This is a genomic window from Streptomyces sp. NBC_00078 (genome assembly GCF_026343335.1).
Classification (GTDB): Bacteria; Actinomycetota; Actinomycetes; order Streptomycetales; family Streptomycetaceae; genus Streptomyces.
Genome location: NZ_JAPELX010000001.1, coordinates 4,709,341 through 4,735,853 on the forward strand (window position 1 = coordinate 4,709,341; position 26,513 = coordinate 4,735,853).

The 26,513-nt window shown below is 71.4% G+C and carries 19 protein-coding genes and 2 pseudogenes; 6 read left to right on the forward strand and 15 right to left on the reverse strand.

The window, feature by feature from the left end; all coding sequences use genetic code 11:
- Positions 1–67 precede the first annotated feature (67 nt).
- From metG to OOK07_RS22100, 5 genes and pseudogenes are all read right to left on the reverse strand, one after another.
- Positions 68–1,783 (reverse strand): methionine--tRNA ligase, encoded by a 1,716-nt coding sequence (gene metG, locus OOK07_RS22080; RefSeq protein ID WP_266798085.1) that lies wholly within the window; start codon positions 1,781–1,783, stop codon positions 68–70.
- Between the two features lie 147 nt (positions 1,784–1,930).
- Positions 1,931–3,628, reverse strand: a complete 1,698-nt coding sequence (locus tag OOK07_RS22085) for a VWA domain-containing protein (protein WP_266798087.1) — start codon at positions 3,626–3,628, stop codon at positions 1,931–1,933.
- A 288-nt stretch (positions 3,629–3,916) separates the two neighbouring features.
- Positions 3,917–4,759: a protein kinase family protein gene (locus OOK07_RS22090; RefSeq protein WP_266798088.1), complete on the reverse strand. Its 843-nt coding sequence runs from the start codon at positions 4,757–4,759 to the stop codon at positions 3,917–3,919.
- Positions 4,760–4,829: 70 nt separating this feature from the next.
- Positions 4,830–5,272, reverse strand: a pseudogene (locus OOK07_RS22095) (glycine-rich domain-containing protein).
- A 196-nt stretch (positions 5,273–5,468) separates the two neighbouring features.
- Positions 5,469–5,699, reverse strand: a complete 231-nt coding sequence (locus OOK07_RS22100; RefSeq protein WP_266798090.1) for a hypothetical protein — start codon at positions 5,697–5,699, stop codon at positions 5,469–5,471.
- Between the two features lie 124 nt (positions 5,700–5,823).
- On the opposite strand from OOK07_RS22100, the gene OOK07_RS22105 reads away from it, so the two are divergent.
- Positions 5,824–7,164, forward strand: coding sequence for an NsdA family TPR-like regulatory protein (locus tag OOK07_RS22105; RefSeq protein WP_266798091.1), 1,341 nt, complete (start codon positions 5,824–5,826; stop codon positions 7,162–7,164).
- On the opposite strand, the gene OOK07_RS22110 is transcribed toward OOK07_RS22105, so the two are convergent.
- The gene (locus OOK07_RS22110; protein ID WP_043407174.1) at positions 7,142–7,675 is read right to left on the reverse strand and encodes an NUDIX hydrolase; all 534 of its coding nucleotides are present in this window, start codon (positions 7,673–7,675) and stop codon (positions 7,142–7,144) included. The genes OOK07_RS22105 and OOK07_RS22110 overlap by 23 nt on opposite strands.
- 429 nt (positions 7,676–8,104) lie before the next feature.
- Here OOK07_RS22110 and OOK07_RS22115 point away from each other — a divergent pair, with 429 nt between their 5' ends.
- Together OOK07_RS22115 and OOK07_RS22120 are read left to right on the forward strand one after the other, a co-directional pair.
- Complete coding sequence (locus OOK07_RS22115; RefSeq protein WP_266802001.1) at positions 8,105–9,310, forward strand: serine/threonine-protein kinase; 1,206 nt, start codon at positions 8,105–8,107, stop codon at positions 9,308–9,310.
- Positions 9,311–9,537: 227 nt separating this feature from the next.
- A pseudogene (locus OOK07_RS22120) lies at positions 9,538–9,888 on the forward strand (glycoside hydrolase family 97 catalytic domain-containing protein); the annotation flags it as partial.
- 150 nt (positions 9,889–10,038) lie between these two features.
- Here the strand turns inward: OOK07_RS22120 and OOK07_RS22125 are convergent.
- The 4 genes from OOK07_RS22125 to OOK07_RS22140 all read right to left on the reverse strand — a co-directional run bounded on the left by OOK07_RS22125 (position 10,039) and on the right by OOK07_RS22140 (position 16,943).
- Positions 10,039–10,908 carry a glycine betaine ABC transporter substrate-binding protein gene (locus OOK07_RS22125; protein ID WP_266798096.1) on the reverse strand — a complete coding sequence of 290 codons (870 nt, stop codon included), beginning with the start codon at positions 10,906–10,908 and terminating at the stop codon, positions 10,039–10,041.
- A gap of 18 nt (positions 10,909–10,926) precedes the next feature.
- A complete protein-coding gene (locus tag OOK07_RS22130) occupies positions 10,927–11,571 on the reverse strand; it encodes a hypothetical protein (protein WP_266798097.1) in 645 nt (214 codons plus the stop codon).
- Between the two features lie 3 nt (positions 11,572–11,574).
- A complete protein-coding gene (locus tag OOK07_RS22135; protein ID WP_524540321.1) occupies positions 11,575–15,825 on the reverse strand; it encodes an nSTAND1 domain-containing NTPase in 4,251 nt (1,416 codons plus the stop codon).
- A 158-nt stretch (positions 15,826–15,983) separates the two neighbouring features.
- Positions 15,984–16,943: a LysR family transcriptional regulator gene (locus tag OOK07_RS22140; protein WP_266798100.1), complete on the reverse strand. Its 960-nt coding sequence runs from the start codon at positions 16,941–16,943 to the stop codon at positions 15,984–15,986.
- A 207-nt stretch (positions 16,944–17,150) separates the two neighbouring features.
- Between OOK07_RS22140 and snpA the strand changes: the two genes are divergently transcribed.
- Entirely contained in the window at positions 17,151–17,816 is a 666-nt protein-coding gene (snpA, locus tag OOK07_RS22145) for a snapalysin (RefSeq protein WP_266682511.1), read from the forward strand.
- 110 nt (positions 17,817–17,926) lie between these two features.
- Here snpA and OOK07_RS22150 read toward each other — a convergent pair whose 3' ends face one another.
- Together OOK07_RS22150 and OOK07_RS22155 are read right to left on the reverse strand one after the other, a co-directional pair.
- On the reverse strand, positions 17,927–18,850 hold the full coding sequence (locus OOK07_RS22150) for an endonuclease/exonuclease/phosphatase family protein (RefSeq protein ID WP_266802002.1): 924 nt from the start codon (positions 18,848–18,850) through the stop codon (positions 17,927–17,929).
- Between the two features lie 103 nt (positions 18,851–18,953).
- On the reverse strand, positions 18,954–19,706 hold the full coding sequence (locus tag OOK07_RS22155; RefSeq protein ID WP_266798102.1) for an alpha/beta fold hydrolase: 753 nt from the start codon (positions 19,704–19,706) through the stop codon (positions 18,954–18,956).
- Between the two features lie 81 nt (positions 19,707–19,787).
- Here OOK07_RS22155 and OOK07_RS22160 point away from each other — a divergent pair, with 81 nt between their 5' ends.
- Positions 19,788–21,113: an aminotransferase-like domain-containing protein gene (locus tag OOK07_RS22160; protein ID WP_266798103.1), complete on the forward strand. Its 1,326-nt coding sequence runs from the start codon at positions 19,788–19,790 to the stop codon at positions 21,111–21,113.
- 363 nt (positions 21,114–21,476) lie between these two features.
- Here the strand turns inward: OOK07_RS22160 and OOK07_RS22165 are convergent, their stop codons facing one another.
- Together OOK07_RS22165 and OOK07_RS22170 are read right to left on the reverse strand one after the other, a co-directional pair.
- A complete protein-coding gene (locus OOK07_RS22165; RefSeq protein WP_266798105.1) occupies positions 21,477–22,466 on the reverse strand; it encodes a hypothetical protein in 990 nt (329 codons plus the stop codon).
- A gap of 616 nt (positions 22,467–23,082) precedes the next feature.
- A complete protein-coding gene (locus tag OOK07_RS22170) occupies positions 23,083–23,550 on the reverse strand; it encodes a hypothetical protein (RefSeq protein ID WP_266682515.1) in 468 nt (155 codons plus the stop codon).
- A 392-nt stretch (positions 23,551–23,942) separates the two neighbouring features.
- Here OOK07_RS22170 and OOK07_RS22175 point away from each other — a divergent pair, with 392 nt between their 5' ends.
- Positions 23,943–25,118, forward strand: coding sequence for a hypothetical protein (locus OOK07_RS22175; protein ID WP_266682516.1), 1,176 nt, complete (start codon positions 23,943–23,945; stop codon positions 25,116–25,118).
- A gap of 7 nt (positions 25,119–25,125) precedes the next feature.
- Here the strand turns inward: OOK07_RS22175 and OOK07_RS22180 are convergent, their stop codons facing one another.
- Positions 25,126–26,361, reverse strand: a complete 1,236-nt coding sequence (locus OOK07_RS22180; RefSeq protein WP_266798106.1) for an amidohydrolase — start codon at positions 26,359–26,361, stop codon at positions 25,126–25,128.
- Positions 26,362–26,513 lie beyond the last annotated feature (152 nt).

Below are 26,513 nucleotides of genomic sequence, written 5' to 3' on the forward strand. Positions count from 1 at the left end.
CTTTTTGGCAAAGCAGGGCCCGGTGACGTCGCACGACATCACCGGGCCTGGTTCGGATGCCTGGAGGCTACGCGGGCTCGCCGCCGAAGCGCTCCTTGTAGGTCTCCAGGTCCGCGTCCGTCAGCTTGGCGAACAGGACCGGCGGGACCGTGAAGGGGGTGCCGGCGGGGACGGAGGTGAGGGACCGGGCCTCGGCGGGCGTGATCCAGGTCGCGGTGTCGTCAGGCAGGGCGAACGCCTGGCGCATGGCGGCCGACGTCGTCGGGATGAACGGCTCCGAGACCACCGCGTAGAGGTGGATCAGGTTCATCGCCGTGCGCAGCGTCAGGGCCGCGCCGTCCTTGTCCGTCTTGATCTCCAGCCAGGGGGCCTTCTCCTCCAGGTAGGAGTTGCCCGCGGACCACAGGGCACGCAGGGCCGCGGCCGCCTTGCGGAACTGGAGCGCCTCCAGCTGGGACTCGTACTCGGCGAGGAGCTCGGCGATCTGCTCGCCCAGCTTCGTCTCCGCCTCGCCCGGCTCGCCGCCCGCGGGGACGTCCTCACCGAAGCGCTTCTTGGAGAAGGACAGGACGCGGTTGACGAAGTTGCCGAGGGTGTCGGCCAGGTCCTTGTTCACCGTCGCCGTGAAGTGCTCCCAGGTGAAGGACGAGTCGTCCGACTCGGGAGCGTTGGCGATCAGGAAGTAGCGCCAGTAGTCGGCGGGGAGGATCTCCAGGGCGTGGTCGGTGAAGACGCCCCGCTTCTGGGACGTGGAGAACTTTCCGCCGTAGTACGTCAGCCAGTTGAAGGCCTTGACGAAGTCGACCTTCTTCCACGGCTCGCGCACGCCCAGCTCGGTGGCCGGGAACATCACCGTGTGGAAGGGGACGTTGTCCTTGGCCATGAACTCCGTGTAGCGGACGTCGGTGTCGACGTCGTACCACCACGACTTCCAGTCGCGGTTCGCCGGGTCGAGGTCCGACCACTCCTTCGTCGCGCCGATGTACTCGATCGGGGCGTCGAACCAGACGTAGAAGACCTTGCCCTCGGCCGCCAGCTCAGGCCAGGTGTCCTGCGGCACCGGGACGCCCCAGTCCAGGTCACGGGTGATCGCGCGGTCGTGCAGGCCCTCGGTCAGCCACTTGCGGGCGATGGAGGACGCCAGTTGCGGCCAGTCCGCCTCGTGGCGGGACACCCACTCCTCGACCTCGTGCTGGAGCTTCGACTGGAGGAGGAAGAGGTGCTTGGTCTCGCGGACCTCCAGGTCGGTGGAGCCGGAGATCGCCGAGCGCGGGTTGATCAGGTCGGTGGGGTCCAGGACCCGGGTGCAGTTCTCGCACTGGTCGCCGCGGGCCTTGTCGTAGCCGCAGTGCGGGCAGGTGCCCTCGACGTAGCGGTCCGGGAGGAAGCGGCCGTCGGTGGGGCTGTACACCTGGCGGATCGCCCGCTCCTCGATGAAGCCGTTCTCGTTGAGGCGGCGGGCGAAGTGCTGGGTGATCTCCACGTTCTGGGGGCTGGAACTCCGGCCGAAGTAGTCGAAGGCCAGCGCGAAGCCGTCGTAGACCGCCTTCTGGGCGTCGTGCGCCTGCGCGCAGAACTCGTCCACGGGAAGACCCCGCTCCTTCGCCGCCAGCTCGGCCGGGGTGCCGTGCTCGTCCGTCGCGCAGATGTACAGGACGTCGTGGCCGCGCTGGCGGAGGTAGCGGGAGTACACGTCCGCCGGGAGCATGGACCCCACCATGTTGCCCAGGTGCTTGATTCCGTTGATGTACGGAAGGGCGCTGGTGATGAGGTGTCGAGCCATCGGGGGCTGCTCCCAGGTCGGTTTCGTGGTCCTTGGTCCGCGGTTCCTGCTTCGTTGCGAACCTTGAAATCGTAGCCGACACGGGTGGGCCGCCCGCTTCCCGTTTTACGGTGTGGGAAGGGGCGGCCGCCTGGTGATCTTCGGGGGTTACGGGCGCCAGTTCGCCAGAATGCCCTCGTAGACCTCCGTGTCCGTGAGCTCGCGCGGGGTCGCGCCGGCGAGGAAGTGGGACGTGTTGTCCAGCTTCAGCTTGCGGAGGTAGTCGAAGGCCTTGTTCTCCGGGTCTCCGAAGGCGACGAAGGAGAAGAAGACGGCGGGGTGGTTCTTCGCCGCGTCCGTGAGGGCCTGGGTGGCGGGGGTCTTGGCGTCGGGGGCGCCGTCCGTCTGGAAGACCACCAGGGCACGGGTGCCGGGGGCTTCCTTGGCGTGGTGCGTGAGTACGTCCTCCACGGCCGCGTGGTAGCTGGTACGGCCCATGCGGCCGAGCCCTGCGTGCAGGTCGTCGATCTTGTTCTCGTGGTCGGTGAGGGTGAGTTCGCCGGTGCCGTCCACTTCCGTGGAGAAGAACGTGACGTGGACCGTGGTGTTCTCGGGGCCCTGGGGGTCGAGGTGGGCGGCGAGGGCGACCGTCTGCTCGGCGAGGGCCTGTGCGGAGCCGTCCTTGTAGTACGGGCGCATGCTCGCGGAGCGGTCGAGGACGAGGTAGACCTTGGCGGCGGTGCCGGTGAGGCCGGTGGCCTTGAGGGCGGCTTCGGCCGCGGTGTACGCCGTGCGGAGGGTTGCCGGGACGGGCGTGGGCGCCCCGCCTTCGGCTGGGTTGCTGCTCCCACCCGCACCACCCGTACCACTTTCGTCGTCGACTGCGAGTGGCCCCTGTGGAGCGTCCTCGCCGTCGGCGGCCGCGGGCTCGTCCACGGGGGTGGCTGCGGGCTCCGGAGCGGAAACCGTGTCGTCCGCCGACGCGGCCACCGGCTCGGGCTGCGGTTCGGGCGTCGCCTCGGGGACAGGCTGGGGCTGCGGTTCGGGTGTCACCTCGGGGACAGGCTCGGGCTCTGCGTCCGGCTCGACCTGGGCGACCGGCTCGGGCTCTGCTTCCACCACGGGCTCGGGGGCGGACTCCGCCACCGGGTCCGGTTCTGCCGCGGGCTCCGGCGCCTCGGCGGCTACCGGCTCGGGCTCTGCCACGACCGGCTCGGGGTCCGGCTCGACCTCCGCCTCCGCGACCGGCTCCTGCGCCGCCGGCTCGGAAGCCACTTCCGCGACCGGCTCGACCTCGGCCTCCGCGACCGGCTCCTGCGCCGCCGGCTCGGGGTCCGGCTCGACCTCCGCCTCCGCGACCGGCTCCTGCGCCGCCGGCTCGGAAGCCACCTCCGCGACCGGCTCGGTCTCAGGGGTGGGCTCCGGCGTCGGCTCCGGCGCCGACTCTTCCGCGACCGTGGCCGCCGCCTCCGGCTCCTCAGCCGTCGGCTCGGTCACCGCCACCGGCTCGGGGGCGACCTCGGTCACCGGCGTCGGCTCTTCCGCCACCGTCGGCTCAGCCGTCACCGGGTCCACCGGCGTCGCCGGCTTCGGAACAGTCAACTTGTCGAATGCCGCCGAGACCAGCTCGTGCTCGTCCTCCGTGGACTCCGTGGACTCCGGGGATTCCGTGGACGCGGCGGACTCCGTCGTCGACGAGCGCGGCTCCGGGACCTGGGCGGATGGCGCCGGCTGCGGTTCGGGTGACGGTGAGGGGACCGTCGGTTCCGGAGACTGCGAAGGGGTGAGCTCCGCACCCTCTGCTTCGGTGGCACGCCCGCTGCGTGACCTGCCGAATGCATTCCGCAGGAGAGTGAGAATGCCCATGTGCGCAACCCTTCGGGTGAGTTGGTGCCCGTCAATCCCTGGCCAGGACGGACACGTAAGGTTAGCGGGCCAAGACGGCGATCTTGGGGAGGGTCGGTGTAGCACAGACCTTTCCCCAGCGGGGCTGGTCGAGCGCAACACAATGCATGGGCCCCGTACGGCACTTGAGCCGCACGGGCACGCCGCGTCACGAACCCGCTACGCGCCGGTCCCGCTGAGACCCCGTTCTTCTGGTGCGCGGTCGACGTCCGTCCCCTCCCGCTCCGTCTCCCTCTGTGAACCAGCGCTTCACAGGCGGCTCAGTGCGTTGTCCACCTCGTAGATCGTGGGGCGATCCTCTGGAGCGTGACTGAGCATTGCGTCGACCAGCTCACCCAGCTTGCCGGGCGCTTTCACGGGCCGGCGCCTGCCGTTCGCCACGGCTTCCCGCTGGACGGGGCGCGGGGCGTCGTCCGGGTACTCGACGGCTCGCCAGCCGGTGGCGGAGATGAGCAGGGAGGCGCCGAGCGCGTAGATGTCGGCTTCCGGTGTCGGCTCGGCTGCCCCGGTGGCGAGCACGCTGCGGGCGATCTCTGGTGCTTCGTAGTGGACGAGGCAGCCGCGGAACGGGAAGTCGTATCCCTCGGGCACGTGTCCGCCCTGGGCAAGGGCGAGGTCGATGAGGTGCGTCCGTTCCGGCCCGATGATGAAGTGGGCGGGTTGTACGTCACCGTGCGCCCAGCCCTTGGCGTGGAGTTCGGCCAGCGCCTCGACACAACCCAGCGCCACGCTGAAATGCGGTTCGACGGGCGAGTCTCGCCTGCGGCAGGGCTCCCACAGCTGGTACAGGTCTGGCCCTTCATGCCACGGCTGGAAGTTCCAGGTTCCGCGCTTCCATTCGCCGTACGCGAGGTCGACCAGGCCGAGGCGAAGCAGCACGGCTCCTTCCCGTGCGGGGGCGAGGGCGGTCCAGGACTGGGCGGGCCAGTCGGGCGCGGCCTCGATCGGATAACCGAGCTTCACGGCGTAGTGGCCCCGATGGCTCTGCACCTCCCAGACCATGGAGCCCCGGCGGTTGAGGACCAGGCGCTGGGCCGTGGGCATGAGCGCGTCGAGCACCACGATCGGCAGTTCAGGGGGTGACCCGGACAACGTCTGTTCTCCTTCCAGGCGAACGCGGCCGACCACGAGTCGAGGCCGGCCGCGTCGCTGCTGTCGTGTGCTACGCCTGACCGTACGGACGGCCGCAGTCCGAGTCGCACTGCGCGAGGTTCGTGCCGTCCACGGTCCACAGGTCGTCGAAGACCATGAACCCGGCCGCCTTCATGGCGCGTGCCGCAGTGATGACCTTCAGCAGGTCGCGGGGCCCGCCGCCCGGCTTCGATTGTGGTGCAGGAAGCGGCCCGCGTACCGCTCGCACAGCCTCGCGTACTCCCTCGTGTGCAGGATCAGCGCGTGCAGGCCGAGGTCCACGTCGTCCGACGGGACCATGGGGACGGTGGCCGTGGCCGCGGTGACCAGGAAGGCGACCGCCTGATCCGCGATGCGCTCGGCACGCTGGGACGACTGCCCGTTGTGGACGACCACGAAGTGGGTGAGGCTCTGGAAGAGCTCCTCACCAGCCACCGCGCGACCAGTCTTCTGATCGTTCGCCGTTGCCGTCATGCGAGTACTCCTTGTGTGTGGCGGTGTGTGGGTTGGATGGCCGGCCCCGAACGGGGAAGGGGGAGCCGGGGAGTTGGCACCCGTCCGGGGCGGCCCGTCTACTGGCCCATGGCGAGAGCCATGCCGATCACCAGGCCGCACGAGCCGCTGATCGCGACGATGAACAGGACTCCTGCGTACCGGCCGATGACGCGCATCACAGCCCATCCCGGCTGTTGCCGTTCCTGATAGCCAGGCGGGCGCTCAGTTCCTCCCGCGCAGTCAGCGCCACCACGTTGTCCGGCATGGCATCCCATTCCGTGCCGCCGCCGATCGGCCTTATCCGCACACGACCGCCGACTTCACCCATGACGACGCCGATCCGGTTTCGGGCGCTGTCCTTCGCCAGTTCACCGATGCCTGGTCTGGTCTGCTGGTTGCTCGCCATGGAAGGGAGCATCGCGATCCAGGGACCCCTGCCAAAAGGTCAGACTGATTACCCAACTTGGGTAATATCGCGGCGAGTAGAGAATCAGCGACGTTGCGTAGCCATCGCAGTGGGGGGCCACCCAATGCCCGACGCAGACCGGCCGCAGGAGCTGCCTGCCAGGCTGCTCACCGATCCCGAGATGATCAATGCCTGCCGGGTGCGGGACTTCGTCAAGGTCTTCCGGCTGGTGAAGGCCAAGGCAGGCATCTACCCGTCGATGATCGCCAGGCGTTGTGAGCTGACCCCCAGCCGTGTCGGCGAAGTAATCGCAGGGCAACGCCAGTTGCAGCACATGGACGTCATCGAGCGCATCGCGGACGGATTGCGCATCCCAGGACACATGCTTGGGCTTGCCCGTCGAGCGTGGGAGACACCTCAAGCCCTCGTGGTCACCGAGCGAGAGGCTCCCCACGCACCGCAGCCCGAGCAGCAGACTCCCGCGTCCTTACCTGGCCCTGATGTGGACAACATCTTGGCGTTGGCCACGCGAACGAGCTTGAACGCAGCCACACTTGAGGCCTTTCGTTCTTCCATCGAGGACTACTGGCGACGGGACGACCAGCACGGCGGCGAGGCTCTGAGGCCGGCCATCGTCGGCCAGCTCCGGCATGTCGTCGGTCTCTTGAAGGAGAACCGACCGCCGTCCATCCAGAACGGCCTGTACGGAATCGCAGCTGAGCTGGCTCGCCTCACCGGCTGGACCTACTTCGACGCCCGCCAGTACAACCAGGCCCGCGCGTACTTCACCGAGGCCCTGCAACTGGCCAAGGAGATTGACGACCGCCAGTTCATGGCCAACGTCCTTGCCTGTATGAGCTTGCAGGGCACGTATCAGGACAAGCCCGCGGACTCTCTGGCCTTCGTGACTGCCGCCCAGGACCAGGCCCGCTCGGCTGTCGACACCACCCCACGGGTCCTGTCCATGCTGTCGATACGGGAAGCCTTCGCTCACGCCACGCTCGGCAACCGGGACTCCACTCACCAGGCGATCGAGGAGGCGCACCGCCATTTCGAGCGGATTCGGGTGAGCGATCCTGACCCGTCCTGGGTGACGTACTTCGACGAGACGAAGCTGATCGTGGACACGGGGATCGCTCACGGCCGACTGGGCGAAGCGGCCACCGCCGAACCCCTGATCGCGGACGCGTTGCGGCGCGAGGCCCGCACCAACCAGCGCGGCCGGGCATTTCACTCGTTCTGGCTTGCCCGTACGCAGCTGGATCAGGGCAAGCTTGACCAGGCGTGCGACACCGCCACGCAGGCACTGGAACCGGCGTCGGCAGTGGCCTCCGAGCGTGTGTCCGGCCATCTCAGGGAGTTCTACGACCAGTTGGCCCCGCACAGGCAGGAGCCCGTAGCCCTGGCCTTCGAGGCTCGGCTACGGGCACTCCTCCCGCCGGTCAGCGGATCGCTTCGTCCATGAGCAGGTAGAGCAGGCCGACGAGCGAGCCGCTGCTGACGACCTCCCGGCGGTCGATCATGCCTCGCACCTCGCTGAGGGGGATCCACTCGATGCGGTCGGACTCGTTCTTCTCCGTGGGCGGACCGGCGTAGGTCGCGCCGTCGATGCGGAAGACGTGATGCTGAGAGTCGGTGATCCCGTTGGCCGGCTCGGCGTAGATCAGGGGTTTGATGGGGCCAGGGCGCCAACCCGTCTCCTCCAGGACTTCACGGGCCGCCGCCTCCTCCGGGGTCTCGCCCTCCTCGACCAGGCCCATGGGCAACTCCCAGGCCCACGAGTCGGTGATGAAGCGGTGCCGCCACATCATCAGGACCTCTTGACGGTCGTTGACCACGGCGGCCACGGCCAAGTGCCGGAGGCGCACGACGTGGTACTCCCACCTGCGCCCGTCAGGCTGCTGGACGTCGACCAGACATAGATTCACCCACTTGTTGGTGTAGATCTGTCGCTCACCGTGGGTCTTCCATTCCATACCTGCGGCCCCTCTCAATGGGTCTCCAGGATCTCAGACCGACGGAGCGACGGACACGGGTTGGGTCATTTCACGTCAGCCTGACGAGATGGCCCTACCGTACTCCTCCGAATGACGGCAATCGAATGACGGCAACGACGGCACACGGAGACCGGCCATCACAGCGTCAGCGATCAGGTTGGACGAAGGCGGAGCCCCGGCCCAACAAGCTGCCCGATCCTGCTCGGAAGAGGGTGGTGCTGGGTCGATTACGCTTCTTCTGGAACGCAAAGGCCCTCAAGGCAAGGGGAGTTCGCGTGGACGGCACCATTCTCGTAGATCGGTACCGGCTGGTGAGGCCACTTGGCGAGGGCGGTATGGGCCAGGTGTGGGAAGCGCACGATCAGAGACCGGGACGCTCAGTTGCGGTCAAGCTGATCTCAGCACTCGCTGGCGAGGGGCAGCCGGGCGGACGAGGCACGCGCTCGTTTCTTGCAGGAGGCGCAGTTCACTGCGGCCCTTCAGCACGACAACATCGTCACTGTCCACGACCTCGGCGAGGCCACGACAGCGAACGGCACAACGCCGTTCCTTGTGATGGAGCTGCTGCGTGGCCGGGGACTGGATGTGATCCTCGGCGGTGGCCCCGTCGATCTTGCCGACGCCGCCCGGTGGGGGCTTCAGATGTGCGCTGCGCTCGGCGAGGCGCACGACTCGGGGATCTTGCACCGTGACGTCAAGCCCGCCAACATCATCGTCACCGTCACCGGAGCAGTGAAGGTGGTCGACTTCGGTATCGCGAAGGCGGCCGACCCCGCCATGACAAGCGGGCTGACGCAGACGGGGTTCATCGTGGGCACCCCGCAGTACATGGCGCCCGAGCAGGCCCAGGACGGCCCGGAAAAGCGCAGCGACCTGTACGCGCTCGGCTGCGTGCTGTTCGAGATGATCACCGGGTACTTGCCCTTCAAGGCTTCCAACCCAGCGGGCTACCTGGCTGCCCACCTAAGGGACACTCCTCCCGCCCCCAGCTCCGTTGCGGTCGGCATCCCGGCCGCCTGGGACAAGGTGGTTCTTACGCTTCTGCAGAAGGACCCTGGGGACCGGTACGCGTCGGCAGCGGATCTTGCTGAGCGGCTGCGCGAGCTCGCTGCCGATCCAGGCCCAGGGGGGCCCGGCGGTGGAACACAGCCATTCCTCCCCGAACCGAACGACGGTGGCGCACCGTCATTCACACCCCAGACGGCGACCGCAGCGATAGCCCTGGCGTTGTTGTGCCTTCCAGGGCTTCTGTTCATGATCTTCAAAATCCCCGAATTCATCCGCATGCCCGGTTCGCCGACTGGGGTGCTGTGGACGAATCTGGTGGTGGGCGTACTGGTGATGGCCATGCTTGTCACGGGTGCGTGGCTACTGTCTCAGCGCAAAATGGCCGGACGCCGGATGATCGCGATAACCGGCGCCCTGGGGGCCCTACAGGGTATGAGTGCAAGTGCACAAGCCCTACTGACTGGGATGCAACTGACGATGGACTCGCCCGACGCAATTCTCTTCTTCTTAGTCGCCCCGCTGACGGCCGCTGTGGCGGTTGCCGCAACGGTCATGGCCATGCTTCCGTCCACCAGCCAGTGGTGCCTTCGCCGAAGCCAGGAATGAACGGAACAGCCGCCGGGGAACGGAACTGACGGCAGTCCTCGCGGCAATGACGGCTCATAGAGGCTGTTGAACACAACCGTCAGCGATTAGTCCGGATAAGGGCGGGGCCCTCTCATAACACGCCGCCCGATCCTACGGATCAGAAGGTCGCCGATTCGAATCATGCGATCAAGACCGTCGATCGGTATGCGGACAGCGTCTGAAAAGCCTTTAAGGCCACCGACGCCACCGCCGCGATATCCGCCATCGACCTGCCCACCGTGATCGACTACCCCACGGCCAACGGCGTCGGTGTCTTCCTCTACGTCAACCGGATCGCCGCGACGGACCCGGACACCCTGTTCGCTCTCTACAGGAGCTGGGGCGTGGCCGGCATCAAACTGGGCTTCATCAACGACGGCACCCAGGCCATGACCAACCAGATCATCGCCTGGGCCAAGACCGCCGCCACGTACGAGTTGCTGATCGACATGCAGCCCACCGTCGTCAGCACCCGGACGGTCACCTCCGCCGACACCCTCACTGTGGCCATGACGAGCGCGGGCGGACAGGCGGTGATCCGCACGCCGGCGAGCTGACCGGCGTGGCGCTGGGGAAGCTGAGAACCCTTGGGCGATTCGGGGGCTGCCCTGCGCACTTCTGGGTCATCGGCGACTCGGCCAACTGCCACCTGTTCTCCGAGAAAGACAACGGGCACGGATGTCCTCGCCTGCGGCGACGTTGCCGGTTCAGGTCAGCAGCCCACGGGCGCGCAGCCAGGACCGGGCCGCCCGCGCGGGGGCCTCTCCGGCCTTCACGGAGGAAACGAGCTGCGCCAGTTGGCCGGTCGTGAGAACCGGGTTGAGGCGGGCCAGGGCCTTGGTGGCGACCGGGTCCGCGTCGGGGGCGGCGATGAGCGGGATGACGTGTTCGGGCGGGACGACACCCCTCGGATCGGCCAGCACGACCAGTCCGTCCCTGGTGAGGGCGGGGTCCGTGCCGCGCAGGACCTGCACGTCGGCGGTGGCCGAGGTGCCGGCGGGAGCGATGGTGACGCCGTACGCCTTCTTCAGGAACGCGGGCGGCGGGACGTCCGGGTCGCCGGACGCGGGACCCCCGAGGGTGAGGCGGCCGCCGGCCTTGCGGAGGTCGGCGAGGCTGTGCAGGCCGTGGCGCCGGGCCGTGGCCCGGGTGACCGCGAGGACGATCCCGCGCTCGGCCGCGGCCGGCGGCAGGGCCTCGATGCCCACGGGCAGCGCCATGCTCAGCGTCGCCGCCATGTTCCCGGGCAGGGCGCCCCCGCCCGGGAACGTGCGCAGCAGGGTGCTCTCGTACGCCGGCGCCAGGCCGAGCCTGCCCTCGACCACGGCCTCGGCGGTGGCGGAGGGCGAGGTGTAACCGGTGGCCGACACCCGCACCCGCTGCCCGGCGTGGGTGAGGAGTTCGCCGTAGAGCGCCGCCACCACCCGGCTCTCCGCCGAGCCGTCGGTGCCGATCACGGTCGGCCCCTGCTGGTCCGCGTGCTCGACGTCCGGACTCTGGGCCCTGCCCGCGCAGCCGGTCAGAAGGAACAGTGCGGCGAGGGCGGTGGCAACGAGCGGGATCCGGGTTCCTGACATCTCGGACGTCCGCACGGCTCAGCCGCAGTGGGCGGAGCGCTCACCCGAGGTCATCTCGGCGTCCTTGAAGTTGATGAACCCCGTAGCGGGTTGGTCGTTGTTGAAGCCGGACGACTGGTAGTTGTTGATGTACCAGATGTAGTGGCCGTAGTAGCGGCTGCCGAAGTGGAGCTCGTACCAGCCCGTGGCCTGCTGCTTGGCGGTGCCGCGCTCGATCCAGCCCTTGCGGCCGGCCGGGATGTTGACCGTGTCGCTCTCGGTGTCGGTGTGCGAGGTCGTCCAGGTGTGGCCGTAGCTGGCCTCGACCTCGGCCTCGTAGACGGCCCAGAACTTGACCCCGACGGAGATCGAGACTCCGACCGAGTTGGTGGAGGCGGTCGTGTCCGACCAGTCGATCCGGTGCTGGTTGGTCTGGCTCGCGCAGTTGAACGCGGTGGAGCCGACCTGGTGGGTCGGGCCGGTGTAGGTCCAATAGGAGGTGGGGTGGAACGTGCAGGAGTCCGCCCACGAGCACGCGTCCAGGAGCTGCTGGGTGGTGGGGCTGTCGTCGGCGGAGGCCTGGGGGGCCGCCATCAGCGAGGCGCCGAGGGCGAGGGCCCCGATGACCCCCGCCGTGCGGAACATGCGCTTACGGGAACCGGTCGTGCGTCGTGTGTAAGCCATCGATCACTCCAGATCGGGATGGATTCCGACGGGAGGGGCCGCCGGGCACGAACCACTCTCGGAGCCGCAGATTTGTTGATCAATGCAGGTCAGAGCCGTAGACAACTCTTTGGGGGCGGACAGAGGGAGTTGTGATCCCGTGCTCATCTCCCGTTCATGGGGGAGGACGCGGAGGCCCGGTGACCGCTCGAAGCAGTGCGTCAGCGGTCGGTGCTCCGTGATGTGCCGCGGTGATGCGGACCAGGGGTGGAGCTGGGGGGTGGCCCTGGACGGCGTTCCGGAGGGCCGGGCGATCGGGTGCCCGCCATGGGCTCCGGTCTCTCGCGGTGCCCGCCGGGCGGGAGTTGCGGGCATCGGTGTGCCGGTCCGTGCGGACCCCGACATGCCCGGCTCCTGCGTCCGCACGGGTGCCGGTGCCGGGTCGGAGTCCGTCGCCGGGCCGGTGGCGGGCAGGTCGCAGAGGTTGCGGTAGGGCACGTCGGGAAGGTAGGTGCGCCATTCGGTGCCGGAGAGGTCGCGTCCGGCCCGGGCGCAGAGCCGGGTGGCGACCTGCGCGGGGGCGATGGCGTGCCGCTGGAGGGGGACGTGGCCGCCGCCGGCGTACAGGGAGCCCCCGTCCGCGCTGAAGGCGAGGGAGCGGATCGTGTCACCCGGGGTGTCGAGGCCGCCGCCGAGGGGCTGCCGGGCGGCGAGGTCCCAGAGCCGGAGGGCGCCGGAGCCGTATCCCACCGCGAGGGCACGGCCGTCGGGGCTGAAGGCGAGGGCGGTGACAGGGGAGCCGAGGGCTCCGGCGGGGGCCGGGACGACGGCCTCCCGTTGCCGTTCGCGGCGGCCGCGCCAGACGGTGACACCGCCGGAGGGGCCGCCGACGGCCAGGCGGATGCCGTCGGGGCCGAGCGCGAGGACCTCCGCGCCGCCGAGCGGCACACCGGCGTGCAGTCCGAAGGGCAGGGCCGCGGCCGGGCCGGTGAAACCGGCGGCCAGGACGGACTTCACCGCCGCGGCCAGGGCGCCGGTGCGCGTACCCCGGGCGGTGTTCCACACCTCACCGGTGAGCGAGCCGGTGGCCGTGGCCCGGGTGAGCAGGAGTTCCCGGCCGCCGGCGGTGAGCGCGATCGAGCGCACCTCCGGGGCGGACGGCTCCGCGGCCAGGCCGAGTTCGGCCTGTCTGTGACGGCCCGGCACGTCCCAGACCACGATCCGGGTGGCGGGCGCCTTCCGGGCGGACGGGCCGCCGATGTCGTACGACGGGACGGTGACGCCGTAGGAGAAGAACCGCCCGTCGGGGCTGAAGGCCATAAGCGGCCGCCCGTTCCCCGCCGGGGGAAGCCGGGCGAGGACCCGGCCGGTACCGGTGTCCCGGAGCTGGAAGCGGTAACCCCCTCCGTCGCGCTGGGCGGTGGCCAGCAGGCGGCCGTCGGGGCTGAGCAACTCACCGTCGAGCCGCCGGTCCTGCCACGCGGGGGTGAGCGGGGTCGAGAGGTCGAGCGTATGGACCGTGCTTCCGGCGAGGTAGCGCAGGGTCGGGGAGCCGGGGTCCCAGGCGAGGGCGGTGACGGGCCCGTCGGCCAGGGGCCGGCCGAACACGGGCGCGTGCGGCGCCGTGAGCCGCCATACGGTCACCTCGCTCTGCCCGGCGACCGCGAGGAACCGTCCGTCGGGAGTGAAGGCGAGGGAGCGGCCGTCCGGCCGGGCGAGGTCGGCGAGTTGCCGCCCCGAGGCGAGGTCCCAGACGCGTACGCCGGTATCCGTGACAGCGGCGAGTCGCGTCCCCCCGCTGTCGAACGCGAGAGACGAGCAGTCCACCGACGACGAGCTCCGCCAGGCCCCCCGCAGGGTGTGCCGACGCACGAGATCCCGCACCGCGAGCAGCCGGCCCCGCGCGCACACGGCGGCCAGCCGGGCCCCCGCACTCGGCACGACGGCATCGGCCGCGGCCGTCTCGAACAGCAGCCGGTCGTCGGCGAAGGCACGCAACTGGGTCGTGGAACCAGGGCCGTTCACGACGTAGCCGCTCCCGGCGGAGCGCAGACCGAAGCCCTGGCCGGCACCAGAGCCGCTGTCGCCGAGACCCGCGCGATCCGTGTCGGCCCCCGCACTACCGCCGGCCTCCGCGCCGTGGCCCCCATCCCTCGCGTCACTCCCACCGGCCCCCGCGCCGTCACCACTGCCCCCGGTGAGCCCCTCGTCGCCCCCCTGCCCCACAGGCAGACGCCACAACTGTTGCCCGCCCTCCCCGCCCAGCACGAGGGTCTCCCCGTCAGGGCTGACCGCGCTCACCGGTGCGTCCGGCAGCCGCCCTGATCCGATGCGCCGGTGTGTGCCCACGTCCCAGGCCTCCCAGAGGCCGCCGCCCACGTCGAGCAGGGTGTGGCCGGAGGAGGTGAGGAAGTACCGGGAGCCGTTGCTCTGCCGGGGGTCGGTGAAGGCGTCCCGCTCGGGTTCGGACAGGGCGTCGTACAACGCGGCGCGGCTCTCGGGCAGCGGGGCCAGCCGCCAGGCGGCGATGCTGAGCAGGGTCCGGGTGCGGGGGTCGGCGGCCCCCCGGGGGTCGGCGAGGCCGGCCGCGAGGCGGGCCCCGGCGAGGGCCCGTTCCCCGTCGGCCACGCCCCGCTCGTGCCACGCGATCTGCCCGGCGACCAGCGCTCCACCGAGAACGCAGGACAGCGCGACGGCCAACATCCGTATCCGGCGCCGCATCCGGGCGGCCGTCCAGCGTTCCATGAACTCGGCGACGCGGGAGGCGCTGAGGAAGGCCCGCTCGCGCGCGGTGAGGTCGTCCTCGTGCGTGCCGCGGGTGAACAGCGCGTCGGCCACCGCGAGATGGACACCCCGGTACAAGGCGCCGGGGTCACGGTCGCGCTCCTGCCAGAGGCGGGCGGACTCGGCGAGGTGCCGGTGCAGGCGTAGCCGCTCGCGGTTCTCCTCGATCCACGCCCGGAGCCGGGGCCAGCCGGTGATCAGGGCCTCGTGGGCGAGCTCGACGCTCTCCTCGCCGAGGGTGACGAGCCGGGCGCACGCGAGGCGTTCGAGGACGACGGGCACCTCGGGGTCCGGCCACTCGCGCAGATCGGCGCGGCGAACCGGGCGACCGCTGTCGGGGCCGCCGTCACCGGGGGCGACGAGCGTCAGCAGGAGCCGCCGGGCAGTGTCGGCCTGGCCGACGGAGAACCGGCCGTACACTTCCTCGGCCGCCGCGGCGATCGCCCCGTGGACGCCGCCGGCCGTCTCGTAGCCGGCCAGGGTGAGCACTCCGCTGCGTCTGCGCCGCCAGGTCTCCTGCAGGGCGTGCGACACCATCGGCAGGGCGCCGGGCCGGTCGGCGGCCTCCTCGACGATCCGTGCGGTGAGTTCCCGCTCCACCCGCAGGCCGACCGCAGTGGCCGGTCGGACGACGGCGTCCCGCAGTTCCTCCCGGTTCATGGCGGTGACGGTCAGGGTGGCGTCGCACAGGGCCTCCGCCAGCCCGGGGTGCTCGACGCACCGGTCGTGGTAGCCGCTGCCCACGGCGACGACCACCCGCAGGTTGGCGTCCGGCTCCCTGGCGGCCAGCAACTGCTCGACGAACCGCCACCGTTCGGTCCGGTCCCGGCAGAGCGTGAAGATCTCCTCGAACTGGTCCACCACGACCACGCGATGCGGCCCGTCCCGCCCGGGCGCCAGCATCCCTCCGTGGGTGGCCGCGGGCCGAGCGCCCGGCGTGATCAGCCGCACCTCCGCACCGCAGCCCATCTCCTGGACCAGGGTCTCGAGCCGGGGCGTCACCCCGGCCCGCAACAGGGAGGACTTGCCGCTGCCGGAAGCGCCGACCAGCGCCGCGAACCGGTGCTCCCGCATCAGCCGCACCGCGTCCTCGGACAGTCGGGCCCGCCCGAAGAACAGCTCCCGGTCCCCCGGTTCGAACCGCGCCAGCCCCTGGTAGGGCGACTCCCCCTCCGCCGGGCAGTACGGCACCGTCTCCTCGGCCGCCGCCCGCAACCGCCTTTCCCACACGCCGGGTTCGGCACCGCACGCCCGCGCGTACGCCCGCACCACCACCGCCGACGGCAACCGCTCCCCCGACGCGGCCCGCGACAGCGCGGCCACCGAGACACCGGCAAGCTCCGCCATCGCCCTGTACGAGGGGGACCCGGCGGCCTCGCGCAGTGACCGCAGCTCATGGGCGAAACACTGCACGGGCCCCGCATCGGGATCGAGGGGGCGTTCGGGCCGACCGGGCCGACGGCTGCTCTGTTTCAAGGTGTTCACTTCCACAACGGGAGGGGGTGACCAAAGGAGGGCACAACCTCACGACACTGTGGGCAGCACATGGATTATGCGAGTATCACACGACATTTTGAACCTCCAGGGTTTGCCGCAGCGAGTCTCGCGCGCGTAGGCCCGTGTCGACTTCCCGTGCCGCCGTTCCTTGACTAAGGGAGGGCCGGTACCGGGGACCGCATGCCCGGCGCACCCCCCGCACCCTCCCCTTCCAGCCACTCCCGATACGCCGGTGCCTGGTGGGCCGAGTCCCAGTACGCCTCCTCCAGTGCGGGCAGTGCGCCGTCCAGGTCCGTCTCCGTGCGGGCCGCCAGCAGCAGGCGTACGCCGAGCGGGTCGCCCTGGAGGCGGCGTACCGCCATGTCGGGGTGGGAGAGGGCGGTCGGCTGGCAGACGGTGACGACCTCGCCGGTCGCGACCAGCGCGGCGGCCGTGTGGTAGTCGCCGTGCAGGACGTGCGGGTTGATGCCCGCCCCGCGGAACATGCGCTGCACGGCGTCCCACTCGCCGTCCACCGTGGGGTCGATCATCCAGCGGTCGCCGGCCAGTTCGCCGACGTCGACCACGGGGTGCGCGGTCGCCGGGTGGTCGGCCGACAAGTACACGAACTGCGGTTCGCGTTCCATCAGGGTGCGCAGCCGCAGGCCCTCGGGGATGCGCAGGGGGCTGCCGTCGACCTCGTGCACGAAGGCGACGTCGAGCTGGCCGTCGGCGACCATGCGCAGCAGGGCGTTCGGGGAGACGTTCATGTGGAGGGTGGGGTCCTGGCCGCGGGCGCGCAGCCGGCGCAGCCAGCCCGCCAGGGCCTTGCTCGCGGTGGAGCCGACGCGTAGCTCGGGACCGCCCGTCGCGGCGGCCCGTGCCTCGCTCACCAGGGAGCGCATCTCGGCCACCAGAGGGCGGGCGCGGCTCAGCACCAGGCTGCCCAGCGGGGTGGGCCGGCAGCCGGTGCGGGCGCGGACGAACAGCGCGCCGCCCAGCTCCTGCTCGATACGGCGCAGTTGCGTGCTCAACGACGGCTGGGCAACGCCCAGTTGACGCGCGGCGCGGTGCAGACTGCCGGTGTCGGCTATGGCGCACAGCGCGCGGAGGTGTCGCACCTCGAGGTCCATGCTCTCGGAGCGTAAAGCGGAATCAAAAGTTTCACCAGACGCACAAACCCCGCCCGACACACCCGAATTGGGTGTTCGAAGAAATCCGCGCGATCGGCGATAGGGGCGATAGGGGCGTGCTATCGGCGGTTGCCATCATCACAGTGATTCCACAGGCGCCGAAACTCACCGATGACGACTGACTCACCCCCCACCTAGGAGTCATCGATGCGCAAGCGCACGTCCATGTCCACGTCCACTCTCACGGCGGCGGTCGGCCTCAGCCTCGCCGCCCTCGGTCTCGGCGCGGCGGTGCCCGCCGCCGCTGCCCCGGCTCCCACCTCGTACTCCGGATACATCGGGTCTCCTGCCGAGGCCAAGGCAAACCAGGCGTTCTTCCAGGCGGTCGTCAGGTCCGTCGCCGAGAAGCGCGCCGCCCACCCGAGCAGCGCGGCGGCCGTCACGGTCGTCTACAACGCCTCGGGAGCGCCGACGTTCAGCGCTCAGATAGCCCGCAGCGCCCAGATATGGAACAGCTCGGTGTCGAACGTGAAGCTCCAGTCGGGCTCGAACGCCGACTTCAGCTACCGCGAGGGCAACGACTCCCGCGGTTCGTACGCCTCGACCGACGGCCACGGCGGCGGCTACGTCTTCCTCGACTACGCGCAGAACCAGGAGTACGACTCCACGCGCGTCACCGCCCACGAGACCGGCCACGTCCTCGGTCTGCCCGACCACTACGAAGGCCCGTGCAGCGAGCTGATGTCGGGCGGCGGCCCCGGCCCGTCCTGCACGAACTCCAGCCCGGACGCCAACGAGCGAGCCCGCGTCAACCAGCTGTGGGCCGGCGGCTTCCAGGCGGCCCTCGACAAGGCGCTGCACAAGTCCCGCTAGGCACTCCCCCCGGACGCCACCCCCCACATGGTGCGGCCGCCCTCCTGCACGGGGCGGCCGCACTCGTCCGTTCCGGCGACGACCCCAGTGCCCCGGCCGCAGTGCCGGCCTCAGCGCGGGCGCTGGTGGAGTGTGATGTCCACCAGCAGCGCACGGTGGTCGGATTCGGCCACGCCCACGAAACGGGCGCTGCTCGCGGAGAAGTCCCGGGAGACCAGTACGTGGTCGATCTGGGCGCCGAACGTCGGCGCGGTGCGGGCGGGCCAGCTGGGCGTGCGGTCGTGGCCCGCGAGCCGGGCGGCGTCGCGCATGCCGGTGTCGAGGATGCGGCGGAAGGCGGCGTGGTCCTGGGAGGCGTTGAAGTCGCCGGCCAGGACCATGGGCGTGCGGGTGGCGGCGGCCGTGTCCCGCAGCCGCCCGAGTTCCCGGCGCCAGAGGCCGACCTGGCCGGGCAACGGCGGCATGGGGTGCGCCAGTTGGAGGCGTACGGCATGGCCGCGCACGTCGGCGACGGCGCCGGGCATGCCCATGGTGCCGGGCACTTCCGCCGTGCCCCTGAGCGGGAAGCGGCTGAGGATGACCGACCCCTCGGAGCCGCCGGCCGCCACAGCCTGCCGGTAGGGGTAGTCGGCGCCGAACTCCTGCTTCAGCCGGGCCTGACAGGTGTACTCGCACTCCTCCACGAACACGATGTCCGGCCTGTGGGCGCGGATCACGGGGACGAGGGAGGCGGTGCCGCGTCCGAACTCGACGTTCGAGGTCAGCACCTTGATCTCGGAGAGCGGAGTGCCGCCGGGATCGTCCGTCTTCCCGTACGGCTCGATGAACCAGGCCAGCAGTCCGAGGACGACGAGCGACCACACCATCCCCAGCCGCCAGCGGGCGAGCAGCGCGAGCAGGAGGGCGCATCCGGCCGGGGCGAGGAGCCAGGGCAGAAAGGCCAGGACCTGGGGGACCGGGGTGATGCCGTCGCTGTCGGCGACCCGGCAGCCGACCACGACACTCACACCGGCCAGAAGCAGTCCGCAGAGCACGGCGCCGAACCTCCGCGGACCCGTGGCCCCCGGACCCCCGCTGCGGCCCTCCTCGGGCCTTGCCCCCGTGCGCCGGACGGGCTGAATGGTCACCGACACGACATTACGGGCGCGGGTCCACTCGCGCCAGGAACCGGTCCAACACCTCGTTGAACTCCTTCGGCCTCTCCAGGTTCGGCATGTGGGCCGCGCCCTCGATGACATGGAGGGTCGAGTCGGGCAGGGCCGCGTGCATCGCCTCGGCGTCGGAGACCGGGGTGAAGGTGTCGTCCGAACCCACGACCACCAGGGCCGGGACGCTGACGGTCCTCAGCAGCTCGCGATAGTCGGGGCGGGCGGCGCGGGCGCGCAGGGCCGCCGCGGCGCCGTGCGGGGAGGTGGCCGTCATCATGCCGTGGACGTGGGCCTTGACCCGCGCGTCGGCGTACGGGGCGACCATCTTCTCCAGTACGTCGTCGGCGTACCCGCTCATGCCCTCGCGCAGCAGCCTGTCCGCCGTGGCGTGGCGGGCGCGGGCGCCCTCGGGTGTCTCGGCGGCCGGGAAGGTGTCGGCGAGGACCAGGCCGCGGACGCGGCCCGGGAACCGCCGGTAGAAGTCCATCACGATCTGGCCGCCCATGGAGAGGCCGGCCAGGACACAGGTCTCCACCTTCAGGTCGTCGAGCAGTGTCCTGATGTCGTTGGCGAACTGCTCGAAGCGGGTGATCGCGGGGGAGGTCGGGGAGGCGCCGTAGCCGCGCAGGTCGGGGGCGATCACCCGGCGGGCGGCGGAGAACGCCTCCAGCTGCGGGTTCCACATCGTGCGGTCGAAGGGGTGGCCGTGGATCAGAACGAGGGGGACTGCCGGGACTGCCATGGCCTCGACCCTAGATCGGCACAATTCGTCGGTGCAATAAGATCTTTGCCCTCGGTGCAATGACAGCAGGGGGCTGGGCTTGTGGACGCGTACCGGCGCATCGCCGACAGCATCGCCGACGACATCACCGCCGGACGGCTCCGGCCGGGCGAACGACTGCCTCCGCAGCGGAAGTTCGCCCGTCGGTACGGGATCGCAGCCTCGACGGCGGAGCGGGCCTACGGCGAGCTGGTGCGGCGGGGGCTGGTCGTCGGCGAGGTCGGCCGTGGCACCTTCGTGCGGGCCGCGGGTACGGGACCCACGGGGCGTGCGCTCATCGAACCGGCGACCGTGGCACCGGTGAACATGGAGCTCAACTACCCTTCCGCGCCCGGCCAGTCGGAGCTGCTCGCCGCCGCCCTCGCCCCGCTGCTGCGCCCCGACGTCCTCACCGAGGTGTTGCGTCCGGCGTCCGCCACCGGCACCGCGGCGGCCCGCGAGGCGGTGGCGGCCCTGCTCGCCACGCCCGGCTGGCGCCCGGCTCCCGGTCAGTTGCTCTTCACCGGCAACGCCCGCCAGGCCATCGCCGCCGCGCTGGCCTGCCTGGTCCGGCCGGGCGGCCGGGTCGGTGTCGAAGCGCTGACGTACCCGCTGGTCAAGGAGGTCGCAGCCCGGCTCGGCATCACCCTCGTCCCGCTCCCCACGGACCACGAGGGCCTGCGCCCGGAGGCCGTCGCGGGCGCCCGGCTGTCCGCCCTCTACGTCCAGCCGACGCTGCACAACCCGACGTCCGTGAGCATGAGCACCGAGCGACGCAGGCAACTTGCCCATGTGGTGGACGAGTTGGGGCTCCCCGTCGTCGAGGACCGCATCTGGTCCTTCCTCGACGAGGCGGGGGACGCCCCGTTCGCCGCGCTCGCCCCGCACCTCACCCATGTCGTCGACGGCCTCTCCAAGCGGGTCGCGCCCGGCCTGACGGTCGGCTTCCTCGTCGTACCGCCGCATCGGACACAGGGGGTGGCTACGGCCGTGCGGTCGGGAGGGTGGAGCGCCGGACGGTTCGCGCTGGAGGCGGGTGTGCGGTGGATCGGGGACGGGACGGTGCAGCGGCTGGTGGCGGCGAAACGCGAGGACGCTGCGCTGCGACAGCGACTGGTCGCCGAGCAGCTCGCCGGTTTCCGCATACGGTCCGATCCGCGGGCCTACTTCGCCTGGTGGGAACTGCCCGCCCCCTGGCGCGCGGACACCTTCACGGCCGCGTCCGCCGCACACGGCATCGCCGTCACGCCGGGCCCCGCCTTCACCGTCGACCCGCACCGCACCCCGGCCGCCGTCAGACTCGGGCTCGCGTCGGCCACGGTGCCGGATCTTCGGCGGGCGTTGCGGACGCTTGCCGACATCGCAGGAGAGGCCCGCGGCGTCCGCTGAGCAGGTCGAGGCGAGGTCGTCTCGTACTCGTGCTGTCCGCTGCTGAGGTGGCCGGCGGGTGCGGTTGGATGCCGGCGGCGGACGGGCAGGACGGGCCTGTGGACGGGCGGCCTGTGGACGTGGCTGTGGTGGCCGTGCACGGCATCGTCGTCGCCCGGCCCACGCGGTTCGGTCCGGGCTCGGGCCGGCCGGAGTACCGGACCTGGAGCGGGCGCCGCGGACGCTTGCCGGTGCGGTCTCGGGCCGGGCCGGCGGTCCGCCGTGGTCCGGCACCTTGTGGGTCGTGTCGGCGTGACCGCCCGGCCGGGCCGTGGTGTGGCGGGCTGGTCAGGTTGCCCCTGCGGGCGTCGGCGAAGGAGACGCTCAGGTCCTTGGCGTGCGCGTGCTGCGCCAGGCAAGGGGGTCACCGGGGTCACCCGGGGAAGGCATGGTCATGTCCAGGTCGGCAGTCTCAGGATCCGCCCTGAGCGGCCCGTCCTCCGGTGCCTGGCCCTGCACCCGCACGTGCACCCGGCGGCTGAGCCAGGTGCCGAGCGCGACCGTCAGGCCGAGGGCGACCAGCAGCCAGGATGCCTGGCGCAGGGTCGCGGTGAGGGCGTCGTAGACGGCGCCCGTAGCCGACTGGTGGTCCTCCTCGGGGAGGTCGGCGAGGGTGAGGCGGCGGCCGATCGTGATGGCCAGCGCGAGCAGCGCGCCGCCGAGCGCCGTGCCGAGCGCGGTCGCGGTGATCGCGCGGCGGCGGCAGGTGGCGACGGCGATTCCGGAGACGGCGAGGACGACGGCGGCGACGGGCAGCCAGAAACCGGCGACTTCCAGCACGTGGAATCCCTTCCGGAGGCGGTCCAGTTCCTGGACCGGCAGTACGGAGACCTCGGTGTGCTCGACCGGGATGCGGTTCGCGAACGGCACGTGTTCCACGGCGAGTTGGCGCTTGACCTGGGCGGTGACGGGGGCGAGGTCGACGGTGACGTCCCGCTCGCTCTCGTCGTGCAGGGCGCGCAGCACGGCGTCGTGGACGGCCCTGTTCGCGGAGTCCCAGGCCAGCCGGAAGGTCTCGGTACCGGTGAAGGAGTGGACCGCGTCGTGCACGAAGGGGCGCACGGTGCCCCGCAGCGGCCGGACGTCCACCCGGTCGTCGACCTGGTCCATGATTCCGGCGCCGACGGTGTCCGCGATCGCGTTCCGCACGGCCGGGTCCGCGGCCAGCGGCGCCATGGTCGTGACGTAGCGCCCCGTGTCGGCGAGGTCGTACGCCGCCCAGGCCGCGAGCGCGCCGCACGGCGCGAACAGGCAGGCGAGGGCGATCAGCGCCGCCGACAGGGCGCTCCGCAGGCGCGCAGGACGAGGGGCCACCCCTCCAGCCAACGGCCCGGCGGCGGGGTGCGCGAGCGCTACGACTCCAAATGGGTGCACCGCACCTACGCACCGGTCAACAGACGGGCGCACCGCTCTCGCACGCCGGTCCGGGGCGGACGAGTGGGCCGGTCCGGGGCGGACGAGTTGGCCGGTCCGGGGCGGACGGGTGTGCAGGGTTCGCGCGCTCGCCCGGCGCCGGGCAGGTTGCGGCGCGCTCGCCCGCCCGCCCGGCACCGGACGGATAGGCAGCGCTCGCCCACGCGTCAGCGCCGGGGTTCACTACGGGGTGCGGCCTTTGCGGGCCCGCCGCCCCGCGCCGGACAGTTGCGCCGCACTCGCCCGCCCGCCCGGCGCCGGACGGAACGGATAGGCAGCGCTCGCCCACGCGTCGGCGCCGGACGGTGTGCAGCCTTCGCGTGCCCGCCCGGCACCGGACACGTGCGCCGCGCGCGCCCGGCACCGGACACGTGCGCCGCGCCCGCCCGGCACCGGACACGTGCGCCGCGCGCGCCCGGCACCGGACACGTGCGCCGCGCGCGCCCGGCACCGGGCACGTGCACCGCGCGCGCTCGCCCGCCCCGCGCCGGACAGGCGCGCCGTACTGGTGTGCCCGTCAGCGGACGCGGTTGCCCAGGGCGTCCTCGCGTGTGTAGTAGCGGTAGAAGAACACCCCGAAGACGCCCGCCGTGACGAACACGCCCAGCGCCACCGACCGGTAGATCGACTCGCCGGTCTGGCTGTAGAGGAAGCCGACCGCGGCGCCGGCGAACCCCGACTTGACCAGCGAGTGCAGCTCCCGCTTCAGCAGCGGCGCGAACGTCGCGACGGCGATGCACAGCACGATGAACACGGCCGCGGTGACGAAGCCGAACAGGATGTTCCAGCCCGTGACCTCGCCGCCGCCGCGCCGGTTGGCCGCCGCCCAGAAGCCGTAGAGGAGTCCGAGTACGACGGGGATCCCGTACCGCCCCGCCGCATGGACCCGCTCGTCGAACAGGTCGGGCGTGCGGGTGGGCCGGGCCGCGCGGTTCAGCCTGACCTTGCCCATCATGCCGCCGGACGTGGGTGCCGCATGAGCCATGAGAGCGCTCCTCTCTCTCCTCGCCCCCGACTACCAGAGCACACCTGGACACAGGCCCTGGCAAGTCGGCCGGCAGCCCGGATGCACGGGGAGTGGGGACATGTTTCTCATGGGGCCCATGAAGAAGGTGCCCCGAGCGGCTGCCGCGGCCGGCCGGGTGCACGGACGCCGCACAGTGCTGCGCCCACCCCGCCCGGCTGGGGCGGCCTCGACCACGCCGCCGTCCATCTCACGGCCGCCGACGACACGACGGTCTTCGCCGTTCGGCGGGCTGTTCGGCGGGTCGTCGCGAGGGAGGCGGAGCACGGTCGTTTGCAGTCCTGAGACCCACCTTTGCAGCCGCAGCGGTTACGGTGCTGCCTAAGTGATCGACGGGGGATGGGGAGGGAACGATGCCGGGAACCGTGCTGTTGCTTGCCGCATCCCCGGCGGGCAAGGGCTGTCTGGTGGACGCAGCGTCCGTGCTCCCCGTACTCGCGGCCGTCCCGCCCGCCGTCCTGTCCGGCACGGAGACGGCCAACGTCGTCGAACTCGCCGACCCGCTGGAGCCGCAGGCCGTGCTCACCCGGTTGCGGGCGGCCGCGGCTGCCCCGGGGCCGCTCACGGTCTTCGTCGCCGGACAACTGCAGCTCGACCGCCGTCAGCGGCTGCCCCACCTGGCGCTGGCCCGCACGACGCCCTCGACGGTGCGCTACACCGCTCTGCCCTGGCACTGGATCCGCGAGGAACTGCGGCTGCGCGCGGCCGGGTCCACGACCCTCGTCCTCGACCTGCACGCGGACCCCGAGACCTGGGAGTGGCTGCGGGCGAACCCGCTCGACTCCGGGCGCAACAACGCGGTCTACGGTCGTATCGCGCCGCCGCCGTCCCGGCGCACGGTCGCTGTTCCGACGTATATGAAGGCGGCGGCGACGATCCTGCGCAGTGGCCTCAGGCCCGAACTCGCGGAGCTTCATCAGCAGGCGTTGGCCCGGGTCGGCGTGGACGGCTATGCGGACCTTGTGCTGGCGGCGGCGGGTGTCGCGGGGGCCGCTGTCCCCGGGGGCTTCGCCCCCAGACCCCCGTATCTGCCTGAACAGCCTCGTCCTCAAACGCCGGACGGGCCGACTGCTGCCGACGGGCGCCACAGCGGCGCGGCCGGTGAGGCCGATCCCCACTCCGCCATCTCCGTCGCCGTCCGGTCCGGGCGCCATCCCGACGCCGATGCCCTCGCCGCCCACCACGAACAAGCCGCCGTGCAGGCGCACGGGCCCGGGTCCGAACAGGCCCTGCACTGGGCCGAGGTGCGGGCGGACCTGGCGATGTTCGCCGGGGATCCCTCGCGCAGCTGCCGTACCTGGCTGGGCGTGGCCGTCGCGCGGCTGTCGGCGGGACAGGGCCCGGACACGGCGGCCGTCGAGGCGGCCGTGGACCGGGCGCACCACCAGTGGGGGCAGGTCCGGGACGCGTCGGCGGCGCGGGAGCTCGGTGCGTCGCTCGCCGACCTGCGCGCCCGGGTGCCGGGGCGTCGGCAGGGCGCGCTGGACCACGTCCAGCGGCAGTTGCGGCAGCTGCAGACGCAGAGCTAGGCGGGAGCTAGGCGAGGTACGCGAGGGCGGCCGAGACCAGGGTCCGCACGCCCGGGGTGATCGTCGACAGATCCGGCCCGAAGCGGGGGCTGTGGTTGCTGGGGACGGCCAGGAACTTCTCCATCAGCTCGTTGCCGGGCGCCGCGTCCCACACCTCGGCCGGGGTCGTCGTGACGAACCAGTAGGAGTACGGGATCCCGCCCTGCGCCAGATACGGGAAGTCCTCGCTGCCCATCACGGGCCCGAAGTCCAGCACCGTCCCCGCCCCGAGCACCTCCTCGTGCACGGCCGCGATCCGGCGGTCGGTGCCGGCGTCGTTCATGGTCACCGGGAAGGTCGCGCCCACGGTCACCTCCGGCTCCCGCGGGCATCCGGCGGCGAGCGCCTCGCCGGCCGCGATGCGCCGGATCGCGGTGATCATCCGCTCGCGCACCTCGTCGGACTGGGTGCGCAGGTTGAGGGAGATGCACGCCTTTGACGGGATGATGTTGTGCCGGGTGCCCGCCTCGATCCGCCCGACGGTCAGCACCGCGGACTCGCGGGCGGCGATCTCCCGGGAGACGACCGTCTGCAGCCGGGTCACCAGGTACGCGGCCGTCACCACCGGGTCGACGGTCGTCTCCGGACGCGAACCGTGTCCGCCCGTGCCGTGCACGACGATGTCGAGGTCGGTCGACGCCGACATGATCAGGCCCGGCGAATGGGCGTAGAACCCGACCGGGCCGGGTGCCGCGTGCTGCCCGAGCAGCACGTCGGGCCGTACGAAACGTTCGTACAGTCCGTCCGCGATCATCCGTGCCGCGCCCTGTCCGGTCTCCTCGGCGGGCTGGCCCACCACGAGCAGCGTCCCGGACCAGGCGTCCCGCCCGCCGGCCAGCGCCTCGGCCGCGCCCGCCAGCCAGGTCATGTGCAGATCGTGCCCGCAGGCGTGCATCACACCGGGCACCTCGGAGGCGTACGGCAGCCCGGTCTCCTCCTGGACGGGCAGCGCGTCCATGTCGGCGCGCAGGAGGACCACGGGCCCGTCGCCGTTGCGCAGCAGCCCGGCGACTCCGGTGCCGCCGATGCCCTCGGCGGTCTCGTACCCCGCCTTGGCGAGCCGCTCGGAGAGCTTGGCGGCCGTGCGGTGTTCCTGGAGGGACAGCTCGGGGTTCCGGTGCAGGTCCCGGTAGAAGTCCTCAAGGCCTGCGACCGGGAGATCCGCGGTGAGGACGAGGGCGGTGCGCGCGGCGGCAGAGGTCATCCACGCAGCGTACGCAAAGCGGCCGCCGACGCCAGGGGGGAGTGTGCGTCGGCGGCCGCGGCTCTGGGGGGCCGGTATCGACCTTCGCGGTCGCGGAGTTGGTCGGCACCCCGTTTCGTCAGCGCAATCAATCCCGGTGGCGGAGCAGTCGA